Source organism: Rhizobium sp. BK196 (assembly GCF_014193255.1).
Taxonomy (GTDB): Bacteria; Pseudomonadota; Alphaproteobacteria; order Rhizobiales; family Rhizobiaceae; genus Rhizobium.
Genome location: NZ_JACHZB010000002.1, coordinates 671,280 through 690,034, shown reverse-complemented (window position 1 = coordinate 690,034; position 18,755 = coordinate 671,280). Strand labels below are relative to the sequence as shown.

At 57.5% G+C, this 18,755-nt stretch carries 19 protein-coding genes and 1 pseudogene; 12 read left to right on the top strand and 8 right to left on the bottom strand.

The window, feature by feature from the left end; genetic code table 11:
* Window positions 1-87 precede the first annotated feature (87 nt).
* Complete coding sequence (locus tag FHT78_RS09835) at window positions 88-582, top strand: DapH/DapD/GlmU-related protein (RefSeq protein ID WP_183742966.1); 495 nt, start codon at window positions 88-90, stop codon at window positions 580-582.
* Between the two features lie 9 nt (window positions 583-591).
* On the opposite strand, the gene FHT78_RS09830 is transcribed toward FHT78_RS09835, so the two are convergent.
* Entirely contained in the window at window positions 592-1,827 is a 1,236-nt protein-coding gene (locus FHT78_RS09830) for an alginate lyase family protein (RefSeq protein WP_210289802.1), read from the bottom strand.
* Window positions 1,828-1,871: 44 nt separating this feature from the next.
* Between FHT78_RS09830 and FHT78_RS09825 the strand changes: the two genes are divergently transcribed.
* The 3 genes from FHT78_RS09825 to FHT78_RS29760 are packed head-to-tail and all read left to right on the top strand — an operon-like array spanning window position 1,872 to window position 4,836.
* Window positions 1,872-2,783 carry a hypothetical protein gene (locus FHT78_RS09825; RefSeq protein WP_183742962.1) on the top strand — a complete coding sequence of 304 codons (912 nt, stop codon included), beginning with the start codon at window positions 1,872-1,874 and terminating at the stop codon, window positions 2,781-2,783.
* 48 nt (window positions 2,784-2,831) lie between these two features.
* On the top strand, window positions 2,832-4,268 hold the full coding sequence (locus FHT78_RS09820; RefSeq protein ID WP_183742960.1) for an oligosaccharide flippase family protein: 1,437 nt from the start codon (window positions 2,832-2,834) through the stop codon (window positions 4,266-4,268).
* A 19-nt stretch (window positions 4,269-4,287) separates the two neighbouring features.
* Window positions 4,288-4,836, top strand: a complete 549-nt coding sequence (locus tag FHT78_RS29760; RefSeq protein WP_183742958.1) for a serine acetyltransferase — start codon at window positions 4,288-4,290, stop codon at window positions 4,834-4,836.
* Window positions 4,837-4,924: 88 nt separating this feature from the next.
* On the opposite strand, the gene FHT78_RS09810 is transcribed toward FHT78_RS29760, so the two are convergent.
* The 3 genes from FHT78_RS09810 to FHT78_RS09800 form a co-directional block, all read right to left on the bottom strand.
* Window positions 4,925-5,554, bottom strand: coding sequence for an SGNH/GDSL hydrolase family protein (locus FHT78_RS09810; protein ID WP_183742956.1), 630 nt, complete (start codon window positions 5,552-5,554; stop codon window positions 4,925-4,927).
* Window positions 5,554-6,675: an acyltransferase gene (locus FHT78_RS09805; protein WP_183742955.1), complete on the bottom strand. Its 1,122-nt coding sequence runs from the start codon at window positions 6,673-6,675 to the stop codon at window positions 5,554-5,556. The genes FHT78_RS09810 and FHT78_RS09805 overlap by 1 nt, the downstream gene beginning before the upstream one ends.
* A 317-nt stretch (window positions 6,676-6,992) precedes the next feature.
* Entirely contained in the window at window positions 6,993-8,057 is a 1,065-nt protein-coding gene (locus FHT78_RS09800) for an acyltransferase (protein ID WP_183742954.1), read from the bottom strand.
* Window positions 8,058-8,371: 314 nt separating this feature from the next.
* Between FHT78_RS09800 and FHT78_RS09795 the strand changes: the two genes are divergently transcribed.
* From FHT78_RS09795 to FHT78_RS09770, 6 genes are all read left to right on the top strand, one after another.
* Complete coding sequence (locus FHT78_RS09795; protein ID WP_183742953.1) at window positions 8,372-9,631, top strand: ABC transporter substrate-binding protein; 1,260 nt, start codon at window positions 8,372-8,374, stop codon at window positions 9,629-9,631.
* Between the two features lie 63 nt (window positions 9,632-9,694).
* A complete protein-coding gene (locus FHT78_RS09790) occupies window positions 9,695-10,564 on the top strand; it encodes a sugar ABC transporter permease (RefSeq protein WP_183743482.1) in 870 nt (289 codons plus the stop codon).
* Complete coding sequence (locus tag FHT78_RS09785; protein WP_183742952.1) at window positions 10,554-11,363, top strand: carbohydrate ABC transporter permease; 810 nt, start codon at window positions 10,554-10,556, stop codon at window positions 11,361-11,363. Before FHT78_RS09790 ends, FHT78_RS09785 begins: the two co-directional genes overlap by 11 nt.
* Before the next feature lie 25 nt (window positions 11,364-11,388).
* Window positions 11,389-12,138: a glycerophosphodiester phosphodiesterase family protein gene (locus FHT78_RS09780; protein WP_183742951.1), complete on the top strand. Its 750-nt coding sequence runs from the start codon at window positions 11,389-11,391 to the stop codon at window positions 12,136-12,138.
* Window positions 12,135-13,181, top strand: a complete 1,047-nt coding sequence (locus FHT78_RS09775) for an ATP-binding cassette domain-containing protein (RefSeq protein ID WP_183742950.1) — start codon at window positions 12,135-12,137, stop codon at window positions 13,179-13,181. The genes FHT78_RS09780 and FHT78_RS09775 overlap by 4 nt, the downstream gene beginning before the upstream one ends.
* A gap of 49 nt (window positions 13,182-13,230) precedes the next feature.
* Window positions 13,231-14,118 (top strand): MurR/RpiR family transcriptional regulator, encoded by an 888-nt coding sequence (locus FHT78_RS09770; protein ID WP_183742949.1) that lies wholly within the window; start codon window positions 13,231-13,233, stop codon window positions 14,116-14,118.
* 78 nt (window positions 14,119-14,196) lie between these two features.
* On the opposite strand, the gene minE is transcribed toward FHT78_RS09770, so the two are convergent.
* From minE to minC, 3 genes are read right to left on the bottom strand one after another with little or no spacing between them, the layout of a single operon-like run.
* Window positions 14,197-14,454, bottom strand: coding sequence for a cell division topological specificity factor MinE (minE, locus tag FHT78_RS09765; RefSeq protein ID WP_183742948.1), 258 nt, complete (start codon window positions 14,452-14,454; stop codon window positions 14,197-14,199).
* Window positions 14,451-15,266, bottom strand: a complete 816-nt coding sequence (gene minD, locus FHT78_RS09760; RefSeq protein ID WP_183742947.1) for a septum site-determining protein MinD — start codon at window positions 15,264-15,266, stop codon at window positions 14,451-14,453. Before minD ends, minE begins: the two co-directional genes overlap by 4 nt.
* Before the next feature lie 30 nt (window positions 15,267-15,296).
* Window positions 15,297-16,040 carry a septum site-determining protein MinC gene (minC, locus tag FHT78_RS09755; RefSeq protein ID WP_183742945.1) on the bottom strand — a complete coding sequence of 248 codons (744 nt, stop codon included), beginning with the start codon at window positions 16,038-16,040 and terminating at the stop codon, window positions 15,297-15,299.
* Between the two features lie 746 nt (window positions 16,041-16,786).
* Between minC and FHT78_RS09750 the strand changes: the two genes are divergently transcribed.
* The gene (locus FHT78_RS09750) at window positions 16,787-17,512 is read left to right on the top strand and encodes a sugar transferase (RefSeq protein ID WP_183742943.1); all 726 of its coding nucleotides are present in this window, start codon (window positions 16,787-16,789) and stop codon (window positions 17,510-17,512) included.
* A 24-nt stretch (window positions 17,513-17,536) separates the two neighbouring features.
* Here the strand turns inward: FHT78_RS09750 and FHT78_RS09745 are convergent.
* A pseudogene (locus FHT78_RS09745) lies at window positions 17,537-17,878 on the bottom strand (helix-turn-helix transcriptional regulator); the annotation flags it as partial.
* Window positions 17,879-18,034: 156 nt separating this feature from the next.
* Here FHT78_RS09745 and FHT78_RS09740 point away from each other — a divergent pair.
* A complete protein-coding gene (locus tag FHT78_RS09740) occupies window positions 18,035-18,664 on the top strand; it encodes an alpha/beta family hydrolase (protein WP_183742941.1) in 630 nt (209 codons plus the stop codon).
* Window positions 18,665-18,755: the final 91 nt, after the last annotated feature.

Here is an 18,755-nt window from a genome sequence, read left to right as displayed (position 1 = left end):
TCCACTGACCTGTCGTCCATGCTTTATAGGCCCCGCGTTCAGGACCGATGAAACTGAAATGTTCGCGCAACAAGGAGAGGGTGTTTAATGGCACGCAGCTTGAACAAATTTCTCTGGCTGAGATCGCTTCTGGTAAAAGCTAAGTACCATTACTACACGAAGGTCTGGGGGATGAACATTCACCCGACAGCGACGTTCTCGTTGAGCGTTCGCCTGGACAAGACCTATCCCAAAGGCATCCATGTGGGCGAAAAGTCGTACGTCGCATTCGACGTAGCCATACTCACGCATGACAGAACGCGCGGCGTCTACCGTAACACCAAAATCGGCAAGCACTGCTTTATCGGGGCCAGAAGCATCATTTTGCCCGGTGTCGAGATTGGCGACGAATGCGTCATCGGCTCCGGCAGCGTCGTAACCAAAAACATTCCGTCGCGCTGCATCGCAGCCGGCAATCCGGCGACCGTCATTCGCGAGAATATCGAAGTCGGCCCCTATGGCCGTTTCCTGTTTGCCGACATCCCTGAAGCCGAAAGAGCGGCAGATCAGAAAAAGAGCGGCACGGCCGTGCGAAAGGCATAGTGCCAGTCTTTACTTCGCGTCTGCCTGACCGATCAGGCGCGTTGAAGGCAAAGCGATGAACGTATTGGTCATCGGCCGCAAGGGCCGCGCGATAGCGTCGAGCTTTTCAGCAAGTTGCGGATCGGTATGCTTGAAATGCGGCAGCAGGACGTCGATCCACGCAATCATCCCCGGCTCGACTTCCTGGCGATATCCCGTTCGCGCTTCCAATTCGTCGGGATGAAGATACATGGTGGCGGCGAACCCGGCGGCCGACTGCAGCTTCTTCTCCTGATCGGCATCGAGCGCAACATCGTTCGTATCAGCAAGCCGCACGAGGATCGCGATCGCGTCCATGGCAAAATTCTGATATTTAAGCGCACGTCCGCCGCGAGCAAGCTCACGCGGCAAACCGCCGTCCTCCGGGACTTCATCCAGCGCCGATTTCAAGATGTCCATTGACCAGTTGAACCGTTTGCGATCCTGCAAATGTACGGCCATCAGACCGACGGCAGCTGCGCCCCAATATCGATGATTGCTGTTGCCGTCGAGCCACTCATATTTGTGCTCACGCGGGGCGGGCGTGAATTCCGCTACGATCATATCCGAAAGCTTGGCGAACCAGGCTTTGATCGGAACGTCGGCGGCACTCGCCGGCGGTGCGACGCCTTCAGCCACGGCATAAGCGTTCGAAAAGGAAATGCTGGTCCAGCCCCCGACAAGGACCGCCTGACGATGCCCGAGCGGGTCGTTGTCCTCGACATTACCGAGCAAAGCATCTGCATTAGCCCAGACGCGCGTCTGCCGGATGATGCAATTGGCGACATTCTTACCTTGCCCCGGCACATCAAGCGCCGTCTCCATCATTTCCAGCATCTTCTTGCTGACAGTACCTGTCGGCCATAAACGCTTCACGTAAGCCTTCATAGCTGCAGGATCGACCTCCGACTGGGTGTGACTCGGTTTATAAAAACCAAATAGCTTGCTCATATCGACCAGCGGAGCAATTGGAACTGAGCAGACGAAAGGCCGCGCTCCCTTGGCAGAACCCGCCTCCTGCGTTTCGGCGGGCGCTCTCTCGAACATGTATCGGAGAGGCTGCTCGGCAGTCGCGGGCGCTGCGAAAAAGAGAAAGCTGGAAAAGAGCCAGGAACCCGTCCAACCGAAAATTCCAGCTTTCCGTGAAGCCATCAACATAAAACTCCCCAAGAGCGGTGATCGTGACTGCCGGTTGTGGCAATATCGAGAAACGAGTGTTTCCAGCAAAGTAATCTGTATGGGCTATTTTCTACTTTTCAACGCAGACCTCAATGTTTATGTTGCACCGCAAGATAGGGTCGCCAGCCGCGCCGCTCGTGCTGATGGTTCGCAGCTCCACTGACAAGTTCCCGAACAATAGAGTAGTCATGCCGAAAATTACCCTCTTTTCGACGAGCAATCTCAGGCAAGGCCGCTCCGAGCACCTCCAGAGGATGGTTGACTCGATTGCGCGTGCCAAGGTCGAAGATCCATCTATCGACGTCCATCTGTATCTCCTTCTGCAGAATGTCCCCGACGATGCCGCCGATCCTGACTTTCCGGACTGGATAAGCACACGGCGAATCAATCATCAGATTTCGCTTTCGGCAGCCCGTAATCTACTTATGCGTGAGGTCGTGAAGGCCGGCGTCGTCACCGCAGACAGCATATACGCCTTCCCCGACGACGATTGCTGGTATCCGGAAAAATTCTTAACGCTGGTCGCCGGCCTCTTTCGCGATAAACCCGAGATTGATTTCTGGTTCTGCCGCTATAGCTCCACTCCGGAGATAAAGAACGCATTGCCAACGGAAAAACCTGCTTTGCAGAAAGTGATATCGCGAGCGTCATCGAACACGTTCTTCTTCCGCGGAAGACTGCTGCCAGAGTTGCAGACGTTCGACGAGACACTGGGGGTAGGCGCGCGTCTGAACGGCGGCGAGGACACGGATTATGCAATTCGCGCTTTCTACCTTGCCCGTGGTACTCTTTTCACCGACGCCCCGCTCGTCGGCCATCGTGATCACGATTCAAGCCTCAAGCCTAAATATTTCCCCGGCACGCTCTACGCCATTGCCGCCCACAAGACCCGAAGCCTCCCCGGCATCATCGCGTTTGTACGCAAACTCCTTGTTGGAGCATCCCTGGTCGCAGGTGGCAAGCTGACTCTGTCAAGCTATATCGCTGCGGTGCGGAATGCATAGTCGCAGGGGAAGGCGTTTGCCTCCGTTCAATGGCAAAATGAGGCGCCGATGAATCGCAGTTCGGTAATCTGGTCGGCCGTCCGCAACTGGGGGCCACGCTTCGGCACTATCATCACATTTTTCGTGCTGGCACGCATTCTCGACAAGACCGAGATCGGCATGTTTGCGGCAGCCTATGCGCTTGTGTCGTTGACCGAGCTATTTGCCGATAACGGTTTTGGTGACGCCGTTGTTCGCACCCAGGACGTCACACGCGGAATTGCAACAAGCATTCTGATCCTGAACTTCGCTCTTGCCGTCATCATATATGCGCTGCTGACAATCTTCTCGACGGAAATCGGCAGTCTTCTTGGTGTTACCGGAATTGAACCGGTGTTGCAGCTCGTCGGGCTCTCGCTGGTCCTGAACAGCTTCGGCTATGTTCCGCAGGCTTTGCTGCGCAAGGAGTTTCAGTTCAAGCGACTGGCCTTCCGCTCTCTCGCCTCGACGGTCATCGGTGCGCTGACGGGCCTGGCGATGGCGTTCCTGGGGTTTGGCGTCTACAGCATGGTTGGCCAGCTGCTGGCGACGACAGTAATCAACGTCGTTTTCTTGTGGTATCCTGTGGTCTTGCGGCCGGCATCTCCCCAATTCGCCGGAATCGGCCACATTCTGCATTTTGCCTTCGGCGTCTTCGGGTCGCGCGTCCTGAATTATGCTTCCCTGCGGATGATCGAGATCGTTATCCCGATTTTCTTCGGGCCGGCAGCACTTGCCCTCTACATCATGGGCTCACGTGTCCCGGCCGTGGTAGCGCAGATGCTGACGGCTGTGATGGTAGACGTCAACCTTCCGCATCTATCACGTCTGGTGAACAACCCTCCCCAGATGAAGCAGGCGTTCTATTCTAGCTTGCGCTCGCTTTCGATGATTTCCGCTCCCGCTTTTATTTCCATCGCAGCGCTTTCTCCCGAAATTGCTCGACTTTGTTTTGGAAGTAACGGGTTCGATTCAGAGCTTATCATGTTCCCCGCCGCCATTCTGGGCGCCGCCCAGTCGATCGGCTACAGCAATGAAGTCATGCTGAACGCCTGCGGCCTGCCGCGCATCGTCTTGCGCATGCAGATCTGCGCAGCAGTGCTCATCGCGATTATACTGACAGTGCTTCAACATAGCACCGTGTTCACGCTTGTCACAGTCTACGTCTGCTGCCACATCTTCGTCATATCAGTAGGTATCCTTTACGGATCGCGAAAAACGCACGTTTCATTGAAGACGATGTTCGCCAAGTGCGGCGCGTTTTTCCTGGCATCGTTCGCCGGCCTAGCCGCGGTTTATTTAGCAAGAGCCTATGCGATGCCCGCTTCGCCCGCCCTGTTGCGGGCTGTAATCCTGGCGCCCCTTTTTGTGATTGTCTATGTCGCAGGCATTGGGATGCTCGATCGAGACGCGCTGCGTAGTTGGCTGAATAGAGCAAGAAAGATCAGAGCCTGGAAACAGGCGTAATTTCCGAGGAGAGCGCGTCGTGTTTAGAGAGATTGCTCAAGATTTTCGAAGTCATAAAAGGGCCTTGATCGCGCAGGGTTTCTGGGCGCTCGCTTTCCACAGGTATGGAACCGCTGTCCGCGCGATCAAATTTGCGCCGATACGCATACCGCTGAAGATCGTACATTTCTTCCTTATAAAATTTTCCGAGGTCTTCTTCGGAATCTACATAGGAGCGAATGCAAAGATTGGTTCTCGATGCGTCATCGAGCATTTCGGATCGATTATCATCCATTCCGAAGTGCGGATCGGTGACGACGTTCGTCTTCGGCAAGGCGTGACAATCGGCAACAAATCGGCTGAAAAACCAAACGAAGTGCCGATATTGGGCAATGGCGTGGACGTAGGCGCCGGCGCCAAAATCCTCGGACCCGTGGTCATTGGCGAGGGCGCCGTCATCGGCGCGAATGCCGTGGTGGTCAGAGACGTTCCGGCCGGAGCGATTGCAGTCGGCGTACCGGCAGCAATCAAGTACCGCAAGACCGCAGATACGGCCCAGATCCCGACAGAAATCGAACATCAGGACTGATAGGCTGCAGTCCTTCCTCCACGAACGAACCCGACACGGATTTGCAACTGCGTCCCTTCCTCCCGGCGGAGCGAATTCGAAACTTGAGTCAGTCCCCACACGCTCCGGCTAACGCCTCGACGATCGTCGGCACCATAACCTTGGCTGCTATCGACGCGACAGGGTGAGCACCATCCGGGATAGCCTTCGACAGGTTCTCCGCAGACAACATCGACCAGCCGTTGGTGTGGTCGATGACTGCAACGTCTCTTTCCGCCGCAACGCTGCGATGGGCCGAAATATAACTGCTTAGAAAGGGTCTAATCGCCCCCCGCAGGCCAGACATCGGATTCATCACCATCATGTAGATCCGAGCCCGGGGAAGCCCTGCCTTGAGCCTGTCAACAATGGTGGAAAAATTCTGGCGGCTGCGGCTGACGCTCATCCAGCGGTTCAACGCCGCATCATTAGCGTAGAATTCGACAAGCACGATGTCCGGCCGCTCGGCGACGACGCTTTCTACGGAAGACAGGCCCCATTCCGTCGTCGCCCCACTCTTTGCCACTATGGCAATGTTCACCGGACGATGGATGCAACGCTCCAGATCTTGTTGAAGGCTTTTCTGCCACCCTCCCCGCGCCGTCAACGAGGTCCCGAACGTCACGATCTTCAGAGACGCCGCCTTCACGTCAGCAACCGACAAAAGAAGGATCACAAAAAGGCCGGCAGAGAACCTCATCAGCCATTTGAACCGGCGGCCACAGCCGCCGATGGCGCACGGCGCTTTTTCAACTGCATGAGCCGCTCCTCGAAGAAGATGAAGGAAATGATCGAAACGATCATCGTAAGAACGAAGGCAGTCGCTATCTGAACAATCTGGAAGGCCGTCCCTTCCCGCATCCCTGTCACCAGCGCGACAAGGCGCCCGGATGGGCCGAGCAGGAGATTGTGAAAAAGATAAAAGCCGTAGCTGACGACGCCGACACCCCGGATCAACGGAATTTCAAGGAATTGAGTGGCCGTCGAATTCTGGCACACCGCCAAAAGCATAATCAGGAATCCGGCGAGAAGCGGTGCGATGATTAAGGCAGCGTTTGGGTGGCCGTTCAGCACGAAATAGAGGTGTTGCAGAACCAGAACGACGCCGAGAGCCGCGATCAACAAACCGGAAAAACGAAAGTCGATCGAGCCAAGCCGCCGGGCGGCAAGGCCAAAAAGCCCACCGACTGCAATGGCATAAAAACCCGAAAGTGAATTGACGCGAAACTTAAGCACGTCGTCGAACACCCACCAGCAGGAGACGACGAGCAGCACAAGCAGAGAGACCAGCATGGCGGATCGCCAGAACCGCGACGGCAGCCAGATGAACAGAAGTGGGAAAAACACATAGAATTGCTGTTCGACGGAAAGGGTCCACAGATGCGATAGCGGCCCCAGCCAGTCATGCCTGACGAAGCCGATGTAGATATTCGTCGTATAGGTGAGAATCCAGCCGATACTGCCGTAGAATTTATCGACATTGTCGCCCGAAACCACTGTTACGGTCGACATGAAGATCAGCGCGAGTGTCAGGTAATAGATCGGGAATATCCGCAACGCTCTATTGCGCATAAACAGCACGATTTCTGTCAGACCATCGGACGTGCCCGCTTCGATCCGCTGCCGCGCCTTGAAGAGAATTGGCACGATGAGAAAGCCGCTCAACGCGAAAAAGACCCAGACCGCGAGTGTACCCGTTTCCTGAGTTTTGGTCAGTCCCGCATGGTCGGTGAGCACGAAGAGAACGCAAATCGCCCGGAGGCCATCGAGACCTTTAATGGCCTTGGCAGCGCCAAATACCCTCTGATAGATTTCGTGCATATTCGTTCCTTGCGCGCGTTTATAGCAAATGAAAAGATGAGCCGAGTGCTTCGTTGCTGGGTAATCGTGCCGATTTCAGCACGCTCAGCAGCATGGGGTGCCGAAACCCTTTGCAAAGGACGAGCGGTAGAGTGCTCGCGCGTTTTCTATTCAATCGAGCCCGGAGTATCAATCGAAAACAGCCTGCCAACATTACGTCACCCGTGGCACTGATTTGAGCGGTATTCCTCACAATGAAAGAACGCTGCGCTGGGACCCGCTTTAACGAGCGCATGCTCCTTCAACCGATCGAAACTGGCTTGGCCGCATCTGTCTTCTCATTCCATGGCGGCTGCGATTGGCCGCAGCGATCCAATCCGACCGATGACATATTTGACGACGATCGGGCCCGCAACGCCTGCGATCGTCGCGCCCACGAGAAGCAGCAGCGCCTGATCGCTGACAGAAAGGAACCGACCGAAGACGGCCTTCACCCCACCGACGAAAATTGTGTTCAATAGATAAATGGCAAAGGCATTCTGCCCGATGAACTCCAGGAACCGGCTTTGGTTGCAAAGCCGGGAGCGGATCAGCCCATGGAACACGACGAGAGATGTCATTCCGACGAAGAAATAACGCCATTCGGAATTGAATGTCACATAGAGAAGGATGAGGAATACGGCGGCGGCCGGAATGAAATAACGCTCGACGAATGGCTCCCAGGCATCCTTATGCAGGCAGGCAACGCAGCCTGCCATGAAGAAGGCATAAAACATGAAGATGCGATTGATGTAGATGTAGTCCACTATCGCATCGTTGTAGAACATAAGCACATGTAGGCCGAACATGATGATCGAGGCCGCAAACAAGATATTCAGGCTTACGTTTATGCGCGAGAAGAGAAACGTCGTACCGATCGAAAGGTAAAAGAGGACGATCAGGTACCATACGAACATCGACGGGCTCTGCTCGGTATGGATGAAGACGTGCTGAACCGAGAGCAATAGGTCGTTGACGGGCTTATCGACCGATACAAACTGTCCCGCAAAGAACTTTGCGAAAATGACGATCGCCGCCATGATGAAGAACGGAATAAGCAGCCGCTTTGCGCGTTTCGCCGTATAGGTCGCCAGCGAACCCTTCAGTTTATGGGCACCGACATAGACGAAGACATAGCCGCTGAGGAACATAAAGAGCGGCATATGGAAAGCATAGATTGCCTGTCGCAGATCAATGGCCCATGCCGGGAAAGCGGCGTCGTAGGTATGCCCCCATACGACAAGGATGATAGCCAATCCCTTGAGGCGCTCGATATCAGCCAGCCATTTCCGCTGAGGCCTGACCGCGGGGTGCTGGGCTGCATTCATCTGCGACGCATTCGCCGTGTCTTCTTGCTGGGGCATATGATCTCTATTTGCACTTGACGATGAAAGACGGGCAGACAGCGGGATATCATGTCGCTGTCGACCTTGGAAGCATAATCTACCGCAGTGCACACAAAGCCGGCCGAGAACAGTGGCCGCTGGCAGTGCGACCTTTTCCACAGGAAGGCTCTTCGACGCGCCAGAACGGCTTGGCGGATACCCATCCGCCGCTCACGCTTTGAGCGGGCGGGCCCTCGGTCACCAAAACTTCACACAGCCTTCAAGAAACTGTCTCGTCTGCGCGCTAATCGTCGCCAAAACGAATTGCAATTTTTTTTGCAGAGGAGAAAATTATGTCAAATAAATTGCAGAATACGGTCGCAGCCAGCGTCGTCGCCCTGATGTCCATGGTCGGTTCGGCGCATGCCGATACGACCGTGAAGTTCTGGCACAGCTTCAGCAAATCCTCCGGCGAGGCGCTCAACAAGATCATCACCAACTTTGAAGCCGCCAATCCCGGCATTCATATCGAGGGCGAGTTCGTGGGCGATTACAATGATATCGTCGCCAAGCTGCAGGCCGCCATTCCCGCCAGACGTGCGCCTGATGCCGTCATTATGGAAGTCACCCGCTACGGTCTCTTCGCCGACCGCGGCGCGCTGATCGATCTCACGCCCTATTTCAACGCCGATCCGCTGAAGGACGACCTTTACGACTACGCGCGCGAAGTCGGCGTCTATAACGGCAAGAACTATATCGTGCCGTTCAACTCCTCCACGCCGGTCCTCTATTACAACAAGGACATCCTGGCGCGTGCCGGCTTCGCGACGGAACCGTCGCTGAAAACTTTCGCAGATATTCTTGCCGTTTCGAAGACAATCACCGAAAAGCTCAGCTCGGAAGGCATCACCGGCATTGCGGCCCCCGGCCAGTTCGCCCGCTGGGGCCTCGTCATGTCCAACGACAGCGAGCTCATCGATTCCAAGACCAACGATATCCTGCTCGACTCGCCGAATACGATCGAAGCCTATCAATGGATGGCATCGCTCGTGCACGACCAGAAGGTCGCCTCTCCGGATGGCGTTACCGATGAAGACGTCGGCCGCGACGCTTTCTTCGCCGGCAAAGTTGGGATCTTGCTCAACTCGACGGGTGACTATGGTGGCGCTAAGAAGGCGCTCGGTGAAAAGCTCGAAGTCCGTCCGATGCCCTGCAACAAGGTTTGCTCCGTTCCGATCGGTGGCGCCGGTATCGGCATCCTCTCGACCTTGTCGAAGGAGGTCCAGGATGCCGCATACAAGTTCATCAGTTACGCCGCTTCGCCGGAAGCCAACGCCATCTGGTTTGCCGCAACCGGCTACCTGCCGATCAACAAGAAGAGCGCCGCCCAGCCGATTGCCGCCGAAGCGCTCGCCAAGAAACAGGGTATCGATGTTGCCATTAAGCAGCTCGATTTCGCTCGTGGCCGTGCCCGCCCGCCCGTCGTCACCTGGATGCGCTCGACCGAATACAAGATGTGGGAAGCCATGGCGCTCGGCCAGCGCGGTGTCACGGAAACGATGAAGGATTTTGCCGCCCAGACCCGCGACGAAGCCAAGCGTTCCAGCAATTGAGCCTCTCCCTCGAGCCAAGACGGCGTGCCTTGAATGGCCCGTCGTCTCAACTGTACCGGTCCGATGCTGCGCAAACTCACACCCTATCTTCTCGTCGCACCGCTGATGATCTTCATCGCGGTCTTCACCTATATTCCCGTAATTGCCAGTGTGAACCTCAGCTTCCGGCATTGGGACTTCCTGTCGCCGACGATGCCTTTCGTCGGCTTTGAGAATTACCGCCTACTTTTGAACTCCCGCGACTTCTGGAATTCGCTGCAAGTCACCGCCATCTTCGCGCTGATTTCAGTACCGATCAGGCTGGCACTGGCACTCGCTGTCGCAAGCTATCTCGTCCGCGAGACATTACCCTCGCGGCTTCTGCGCGGTGCACTCTTTCTTCCGTCCGTAACCTCGACCGTCTCGATCGCCGTCGTCTTCTCCTGGGTCTTTGCCACCGATTACGGCATGGTCAATGCTGCACTGACCTCGCTCGGTCTCGGCAAGGTGCAATGGCTGCAGGACCCGCAGCTCGCCCTCTGGGTGCTGATAATAGTCAACACCTGGAAGCAACTCGGCTATGACATAGTCATCTATATCGCCGGCCTGCAGGCCGTACCGCAGGAACTCTATGATGCCGCCGCCGTCGATGGCGGCCGGCGCTTCCATGTGTTCCGCCGGGTCACCGTCCCGCTTGTCATGCCGACCACCTATTTCCTGTTGGTGATTTCCGTAATCGAGGCCTTCCAGGTCTTCACCATCGTCAACATCATGACCCATGGCGGCCCTGCGGGTGCGACCGACATGCTCGTCAATCTGCTCTATCGCGTGGGCTTCACTCTCTTCGACATCGGCAGAGGTTCGGCGCTCGCCGTTCTGCTTTTCATCTTCCTGATCGTGCTGGCACTGATCAAATCCGTCGTCATCGGCCGGAGGGTTCATTATGAAGCTTGAAAACCCTGTTGTGACCGGTCTCGCGCTCGTCGCCGGGCTAATCTTCCTGTCGCCCGTGCTCTATTCGATCTGGATGTCCTTCGAGACCGCGCAATCCTATTACACAGGCAAGTACGAGTTCACGCTGGACAACTATGTTCGTGCCGTCGGCGAATACAATTTTGCTCGCTATCTTTTGAACAGCATCATCGTTTCCGGCCTAGTGACGCTGCTCGGCATCACGGTCGCTACCATAGCCGCCTTTGCCTTCGCCCGCTTCCAGTTCCGCGGCGGCAACCTGCTCTTCGGCGCGACGGTTGCCACATTGATGATCCCCAGCCACATCAGCCTGATTCCCAACTATCTGACGCTTGCCAAGGCCGGCCTGCTCGACACCTATACAGGCCTCATCCTGCCTGCGATCTCGAACGGCTTTGCTGCTTTCTTCCTGCGCCAGTACATCAAGGGCATTCCAAAGGCACTGGATGAAGCCGCCTATATGGATGGCGCGACACCGCTGCAGGTGCTCTGGCGGGTGATCGTGCCGATTGCAAAGCCCACCATCTTCTCGATGGGCCTCTACATCTTCATCACCGAGTGGAACAACTACATTTGGCCGCTGGTGGCCGTCGGCAAGGAAGACCTCTACACGCTGCAGATCGGCCTTGCCCGCCTCTATCGTATCAATCCCGGCGAAGGCCTGGTCGACTGGCCGCTCGTCATGGCCGCCTGCACCCTCAGCATGTTGCCCGTGCTGCTCGGCTTCCTGCTGGTCGAGCGCCATCTCGTGCGCGGCATCACGCTCGGCGCGGTCAAATAAACCCATGAAGAAGGACAAGTATGCAATGACACGCATCGCATCGCATCGCGGCGGCACTCTGGAATTCGGCGACAGCACCCCGCAAGGCTTTGCTGCGACGGCAAAAATGCCGCTGGAGGAGGTGGAATTCGACGTCCATCCGACAGCTGACGGAGCGATCATGATCCACCACGACCCAACGCTTGACGGTACGACGGACCGCAGCGGCGCGATCGCCGCCATGAGCGAAGCAGAGGTCCGAGCCGCTCTCATCAACTACGGGGCCGGCGGACATCCGATCTCGCTGGAAGAACTCTGTGCGATCTATTCCAACAGCAAGGTAAATTTCCGCTGCGAGATAAAGCCTGGGGTCAATGGTCGCCCCTACGACAACTTCGTGCCTCGCGTCGTCGAAACCCTCGCCCGTCACGGCATGCTCGAAAGGACGATCTTCTCTTCCTTTCTGATGGAATCGCAGGATGCGCTGTCGGCGGCCACCAGCCAGCCGAAGCTCTGGCTCGTCAGCCCGCCAGTGTTGCGTCAGCTTGGAACCAGAGCTGTGATCGAAGTCGCGAAAGCGCATGACATCCCCGAAATCGGTGTTCATGTGGATACCGCCGATTCCGCTCTCATGGCCGAAATCATGGCAGCCGGTCTCGATTTCGGTTGCTGGGCCGCCCATTCGGCCCGGCAGATCGAAAAAGTGCTGGCGCTCGGCGTCAAGGTCTTCACAACGGACCGGCCAAGCCTTGCAATTGCCATTCGCAACGGCTTCGGAGCAGAGGCCGCGCGATGACCGGCATCACCCTTCGCGACATCAGAAAGTCCTACCCCGGCGGGCCGGAAGTCCTGCACGGCGTGTCCATGGACATCAAGCCGGGCGAGTTCGTCGTCATCGTCGGCCCGTCAGGCTGCGGCAAGTCCACATTGCTGCGCCTGATTGCCGGGCTTGAACGCTGCGAAGAAGGCCATATCGAAATCGGGGGGCGGCGCGCGAATGATCTTGCCCCGCAGGATCGCGATATCGCGATGATCTTCCAGAACTACGCGCTCTATCCGCACATGACGGTGCGCGAGAATATCGCCTTCGGTCTGGAGCTGCGCGGCATGCCGAGAGCCGAACGCAATGTGCGCGCTCAAAGTGTGGCCAAGACGCTGCAACTCGAACCCTATCTCGATCGCAAGCCGGGGGCGCTTTCCGGTGGCCAGCGTCAGCGTGTGGCGATGGGCAGGGCCATGGCGCGCAACAGTTCCATCTTCCTGATGGACGAGCCGCTGTCGAACCTCGACAACGCGCTGCGCGTCGCCATGCGCACCGAAATCAAGGAGTTGCACCGCCAACTCGGCGCTACCATCGTCTATGTGACGCATGACCAGACCGAGGCGCTCTCATTGGCCGACAGGATTGCTGTGATGAAGGACGGTGATCTCCTGCAGTTCGACACGCCTGAAGCCATCTATGACCAGCCGCAGAATCGCTTTATCGCGAGTTTCCTCGGCGTTCCCGCAATGAATTTCCTTCCTGTCGAACACCTTCCCAGTTGGCAGGGCCGGCAGGGTCTGACGGCGGGACTGAGACCCGAATCCATGGCAATCAGTGTCGAAGAACCGCATGAACCTGCCTTGCCCGTCCGGCTTGTGCTGTCGGAGATGACCGGCTCCGACATCATTCTGCATTGCGACAGTCCGGCTGGACGCATTACGCTAACCAGCCCGCGCAAGGATGTGCCGCGCCATGCCAATAATTTCTGGGTCATGTACGACCTTGACCGGGCGGCGTTTTTCGATAACCGGAGCGGGAGCCGCGTCGATCTTTCAGCCGTAGATCGCGGTATTTAGGCGCCCTGGCCAATCTGCGCGGGACAGCGACTCGGCGAGAAGTGACACAATGGAAAGACAGAGCGAAATCCCGCAGCTTCTCGGCGATCTTATCAGTCGCAACTCGACGAAGCTCACAGAGGCCGACACCCGCCTTCTCGACGTGATGATGCGGGACCCGATCCGCGCGGCGATGGAAAACGGCAAAGCCGTCTCCTTCCGCGCCGGCGTGCACCCGGCTTCGGCCGTGCGGCTGGCTCGCCGGCTCGGCTTCAAAGGCTATCCCGAATTCCGAACTTTCCTGCAGGCGAACCTCATCGAAGGCGGCGGGGATTTCGAAAGCCCGGCCGTCCGCATGGCCGCTCGTCTCGTTCGCGCGGAAGACGGCGGCGTGCTTTCCTCCGTTCTCGACAGCGAGATTGCCGCTCTCCAGCAGGTACGCAACGCAGTCTCGGACGCCGATGTCAGAGGCTTTTCGGAAGTGCTGCGCGATTGCCGGCGGGTCTTCGTCTTCGGGCGTGGCCATTCGGTCGCCCTCGCCTCTCTCATCGCGCTGAGGCTCAATCGCTCGGGCTATCCGGCAGTCGATCTCGCCAGCCAGATGCATCTGATCGCCGAAGCACTGGTAACATTGGGGTCTGGCGACGTTGTCTGGCTGCTCGCTTTCCGCAAGTCCTCTCCACTCATCCATCAGATCAGGAAGATTGCCGCAGAAAGAGGCGCTAAGGTCCTGGCGCTGACCGATCTGCTCAGCGCCCGCATCGATCCTGCACCCGACCGCCAGATCTCGGTTTCTCGCGGTGAAGCCGGCGAATCCCAATCGCTCGTCGTTCCCATGACCATCGCCAACGCTGTCATTCTCGATCTCGCCGCCATCGATGGCGGCCGTTCGCTGCACGCGCTCAGTGGTTTCAAGACGTTCCGTGCGGACTGCGGTCTATCGCCAGTGATCCTGTAGGGCCAGAAATCCGCCATCATGAGAAATATGAGAATTTCCGGGAGACATTTCGATCTCCCGGATAAATCACTTCGAACCTCAAGCCGCCCGGGCGGCCTTGGCGGGGATCTCGACGTCGATTTCGAGGATCGAGACGTTCTCGCCGCGATCGATCCTAATCTGCAGGCGATCGCCTTCGATTTCGACGTGTTTAGCGATCACCGCGAGAATTTCCTCTCTGAGAAGAGACACGAGATCCGAACCGGGAGAGATACGCTCGTGCGCCAGAAGCAGTTGGAGACGTTCGCGCGCAACCGGCGCGGTTTTCCTCTTCTGAAAGAAATCGAATACGCTCATGCTGCCCTCCGTCCGAAGATCTTACCGAACAGACCGCGCTTCTCGCCTGGTACCGTCACCGGGAGAACTTCACCGTTGAGGCGGCGGACTGCTTCGAAATAGGCCTTTGCCGGGGCGCTGCTTTGATCTGCGAGCGTGACCGGGGCGCCGAGGTTGGAAGCACGCAGCACATCCATGCTTTCCGGGATGATGCCGAGCAGCGGGATCGAGAGGATCTCGAGCACGTCATCCACCTTCAGCATGTCGCCGCGTTCGGCGCGGGTGACATCGTAGCGGGTCAGAAGCAGGTGCTTTTCAATGCGCTCGCCCCTCTCCGCCTTTTCCGTCTTGGCGTCCAGAAGACCGATGATGCGGTCGGAATCACGCACCGAGGAGACTTCCGGATTGGTGACCACGACTGCGATATCGGCATGACGCATTGCCAGCGTCGCACCGCGCTCGATACCCGCCGGGCTATCGCATATCACCCAGTCGAAATGTTTCTTCAGCTCACCGATGACGCGCTCGACACCTTCTTCGGTGAGGCAATCCTTGTCGCGGGTCTGGGATGCCGGCAGCAGGAATAGTGTCTCCAGTCGCTTATCGCGGATCAGGGCCTGAGTGAGTTTCGCATCGCCCTGGATGACATTGATCATGTCATACACGACCCGACGTTCGGCACCCATGACGAGATCGAGGTTGCGCAGACCGACGTCGAAGTCGACGACGACAACCTTCTCGTTCCTTTGCGCAAGCGCTGCCCCCAACGCTGCAGTCGAGGTTGTCTTGCCAACGCCACCTTTACCCGAGGTTACAACAATGACTTTTCCCATATCCCTCTCCTGTTTCAACCATTCACCCAGTTAAGTCAGTCGCGATGCGATGATCGCGTCGTTCTCCAGCCATAGCTGTGCAGCCTGACCGCGCAGATCTGCCGGCAGATCGTCCGCCGTCTTGTAGATCCCGTCGATTGCCAGAAGCTCGGCTTCCAGCTTGCGGCAAAAGATTCGCGCCGCCGAATTGCCGACCGATCCAGCGAGCGCGCGTCCACGCAGCGCGCCATAGACGTGGATCGATCCACCGGCGATCACTTCGGCCCCCGACGCGATGGACCCGATAACCGTCACGTCGCCTTCGGGAAAGATAATCGACTGGCCGGAGCGAACCGGTTCACGCAACACCAGAGATGGCGGGGCGGCGCGGACAACCGGGGCAACGACCTCCTGCACCTTTGCAGCCTCCGCCTTACGCGGAGCCTGCCCGTCGACCCGAGCCTCTGCGGCCGGCACGTCGACATCCGCTGCCGGACGGCCGCCGACCATGCCAGGTGGCATACTGGCATCGAGCTGCGACGGTCGCGCGCCTTCGATACCCATGACCCGCACTCCTCGCTCCCCCAGCGCCTGCACCATCGCCTTTAGCGCGGCGCGATCCAGCGAAAGCTCGGTCACATCAAGAACTACTGGCCTGCCGAGAAAAAACCCGGCGGAGCGCGCAGCAAGGTCATCGAGGCGAACCAGCCAGTCCTCGAACGGCAGATCGGGGGTCAGCACGACCGCGAGAAACGATCTGCCTTTGATGCGAATAGAGCGTGCGTCGGTTAACACGTTAGTAAACTTGGTTAATTTCGATTTAAAAGGATTAGCCGCTTCATAGTTAACAAATCGTTAACATTGGGGCTGACTCTAACGCAAAATGCGTCTTTCTATTCATAGACATCATATGTCACAGCACCCGACGGGGGCCTGCAAGCGCCGCCGTGTGAAGTTCGATGTGAGAGACTCGCTGCGCCCCTTCAACAGCCCATAGATCGACAGTGCGAATCAAGCGACTGCCGGATCGACGTCGGCCGCAATTGCCTCGACATTAATATCGCCAAGCCCCAAGAGACACCCTTGATGCGGGCGATGCCATCTCACAGCTGTGGGGACCGCAGCATCCGCCCAGTCTCATTGCGGCACAATAGCCGCCAGATTCGATCCCGACCGGACCGGGATTGCTGTGGACCTGCCGGGAATGGAGCGTTTTGGCGCGGTGTAAGCCGTGGCGATCACACCTTCCCGTCTGCCGTCCCAAATCGGCCAAGCACATAAGATTGCTAATAAAAACCCCGGTTGAAAATTAAAACTCCTGATTTTGCATAAACTTAACGCAACTGCGAAGTTTGCTGCGATGCGAAATTTCTCTGGACTCGGTTAAACAAATGTCGCAAATTTAGGATGTAGTAGGGTTAAACGTCGCCTAACACCGTAGCGCCTTAATCTGGCGCTAACCAAGCCAGCGATGACACCGCCGAAAGCTTCAACGTCCCAAGCTTCGAAATCCAAAGCTTCAAAATACAAAGGGTAGATCCTTGAGCGTCATGGACCTTAACAAGAGTATTTCTGAAGAGAGCTTTCGCGTTGCCCCTGTTCGTCAGGTCAACGCGAGGTTCCCTGTTGCCGCACTCGACAGCATCGCCGCCCCGTCCGCCTCCGTGCAGTTCGCGCTGAAGCGGGCCTTCGATATTGTCGCCGCGGTCAGCGCCCTCATCGTGCTGGCGCCGCTTCTTCTCGTCGTCGCCGCCCTGATCAAGATGGACAGCCCCGGTCCGGTGCTCTTCAAGCAGACCCGCTGGGGCAAGAACTGCCGGGCCATCAAGGTCTACAAGTTCCGCTCGATGCGCACGGACATGCAAGATGTCACCGGCGTTGCCCAGACCGTGAAGAACGATCCGCGCGTCACCCGTGTCGGCGCTTTCCTGCGCCGCTCCAACATCGACGAGCTGCCGCAGCTTCTCAACGTGCTGAAGGGCGACATGTCGGTCGTCGGACCGCGCTGCCATGCAATCGGCATGCGTGCCGGCGGCATGCTCTACGAAGAGCTGGTTCCGGAATATCATCACCGCCACGCCATGCGGCCCGGCATCACCGGTCTGGCGCAGATGCGCGGTCTGCGCGGCCCGACCGACCGCCCGGCCAAGGCACGCGCCCGCATCGCCAGCGACCTCCACTATGTCGAGAACTTCTCGCTGCTGATGGATATCCGCATCATCATCGGAACGCTGATTTCCGAACTGAACGGCGGCAAAGGCTTCTGATTGGAAAGAAGACGGTATCGGCTGTTACAGCAGCCGATACCGGAATGCCCGGGCGACCGCCTGCATGCGGTTGACCGAATCCAGCTTGCGCATCGCGCTCTTCAGATATCCCACCACCGTATGCGACGACAGATCGAGAATGATCGCAATCTCGTCGCTGCTCTTGCCCGCAGCCGACCAGCGCAGGCATTCGATCTCCCGCCGGGTGAGGCTTTCCGATGGCCGGTCTTGCGGCTTCTCGTCGCTCGCCAGCCTGTCCAGAAGCTCCATGCACCCATAAACCAGCGCCATCGCTGCATCCCGGCAAGGCATGCCACCCGATCCCGAAAACGCGAAGATGTATTGTTTCAGGTCAGCGTCGTGGAGATTTTTGTCGGGAGCAGCTTGTTCTGATTTGAGACGCAACAGGAAATCGAAAACTATCGCTTGCTCGAGGAGCCATGCTCTTGCCAAAGCCGAACGTGCTCTCGCAGAATGAATTTCCGATGCGGTCGGCCCGAAATTAAAGTAGGCGGAACAGCAATGACCAGCTTTTTGATCACAGGACCGGAAACGGCCGCCTTCACGATTCTCCTGGCCCATGGCGCAGGCGGAGCAATGGATTCTGCGTCGATGACCGATCTTGCCAAAGCGCTGGCAGACGGCGGTTTCAGGGTGGCGCGCTTCGAGTTCGCCTATATGGCGCAGCGCCGCCTGACCGGAGCGGTCAAGCCTCCTCCGCGCGCCGACCATCTCCTGGATGAGTATCGCGCCGCAGTCGGCGCACTAAACGCGAGCAAATTGATCATCGGTGGCAAGTCGATGGGAGGCCGCGCTGCAAGCATGATCGCCGATGAGAGCTTCGCGGCGAAGAAAGTCCGGGGCTTGCTTTGCCTCGGATATCCGTTTCACCCGCCGGGAAAGCCGGACCAGCTTCGCACTGCGCATCTGGAACGCCTGCGCACGCCTACACTGATCTGCCAGGGAACGCGTGATCCCTTCGGTTCAAGGGAAGAAGTTGCATCCTACGCGCTCTCGGATCAAATCGATCTCCTCTGGCTGGAAGATGGCGATCACGATCTCAAGCCACGAAAGAAAATCTCCGGATTTTCCGCTGGCGACCATCTTCGGCGCCTGTCCGAATATACGACTGCTTGGGCAGAGCGATTATAACTGGCAGATCCACTGCTCGCCGTGAGATCGCTAATATCGACCGCTCATTCAATATTTAAGCTTATTCAGTAAACACTTTTAAAAGGTTTGC

Bases quoted from the DNA above. Each gene is read 5' to 3' on its own strand.
- FHT78_RS09835 (WP_183742966.1), top strand. From the start codon at position 88: ATGGCACGCAGCTTGAACAAATTTCTCTGGCTGAGATCGCTTCTGGTA.
- FHT78_RS09800 (WP_183742954.1), bottom strand. From the start codon at position 8,057: ATGCCCCAGCAAGAAGACACGGCGAATGCGTCGCAGATGAATGCAGCC.
- FHT78_RS09775 (WP_183742950.1), top strand. From the start codon at position 12,135: ATGACCGGCATCACCCTTCGCGACATCAGAAAGTCCTACCCCGGCGGG.
- FHT78_RS09790 (WP_183743482.1), top strand. From the start codon at position 9,695: ATGCTGCGCAAACTCACACCCTATCTTCTCGTCGCACCGCTGATGATC.
- minE (WP_183742948.1), bottom strand. From the start codon at position 14,454: ATGAGCGTATTCGATTTCTTTCAGAAGAGGAAAACCGCGCCGGTTGCG.
- FHT78_RS09820 (WP_183742960.1), top strand. From the start codon at position 2,832: ATGAATCGCAGTTCGGTAATCTGGTCGGCCGTCCGCAACTGGGGGCCA.
- FHT78_RS09825 (WP_183742962.1), top strand. From the start codon at position 1,872: ATGTTTATGTTGCACCGCAAGATAGGGTCGCCAGCCGCGCCGCTCGTG.
- FHT78_RS09795 (WP_183742953.1), top strand. From the start codon at position 8,372: ATGTCAAATAAATTGCAGAATACGGTCGCAGCCAGCGTCGTCGCCCTG.
- minD (WP_183742947.1), bottom strand. From the start codon at position 15,266: ATGGGAAAAGTCATTGTTGTAACCTCGGGTAAAGGTGGCGTTGGCAAG.
- FHT78_RS09785 (WP_183742952.1), top strand. From the start codon at position 10,554: ATGAAGCTTGAAAACCCTGTTGTGACCGGTCTCGCGCTCGTCGCCGGG.
- FHT78_RS09740 (WP_183742941.1), top strand. From the start codon at position 18,035: ATGACCAGCTTTTTGATCACAGGACCGGAAACGGCCGCCTTCACGATT.
- FHT78_RS09810 (WP_183742956.1), bottom strand. From the start codon at position 5,554: ATGAGGTTCTCTGCCGGCCTTTTTGTGATCCTTCTTTTGTCGGTTGCT.
- FHT78_RS09805 (WP_183742955.1), bottom strand. From the start codon at position 6,675: ATGCACGAAATCTATCAGAGGGTATTTGGCGCTGCCAAGGCCATTAAA.
- FHT78_RS09770 (WP_183742949.1), top strand. From the start codon at position 13,231: ATGGAAAGACAGAGCGAAATCCCGCAGCTTCTCGGCGATCTTATCAGT.
- FHT78_RS09780 (WP_183742951.1), top strand. From the start codon at position 11,389: ATGACACGCATCGCATCGCATCGCGGCGGCACTCTGGAATTCGGCGAC.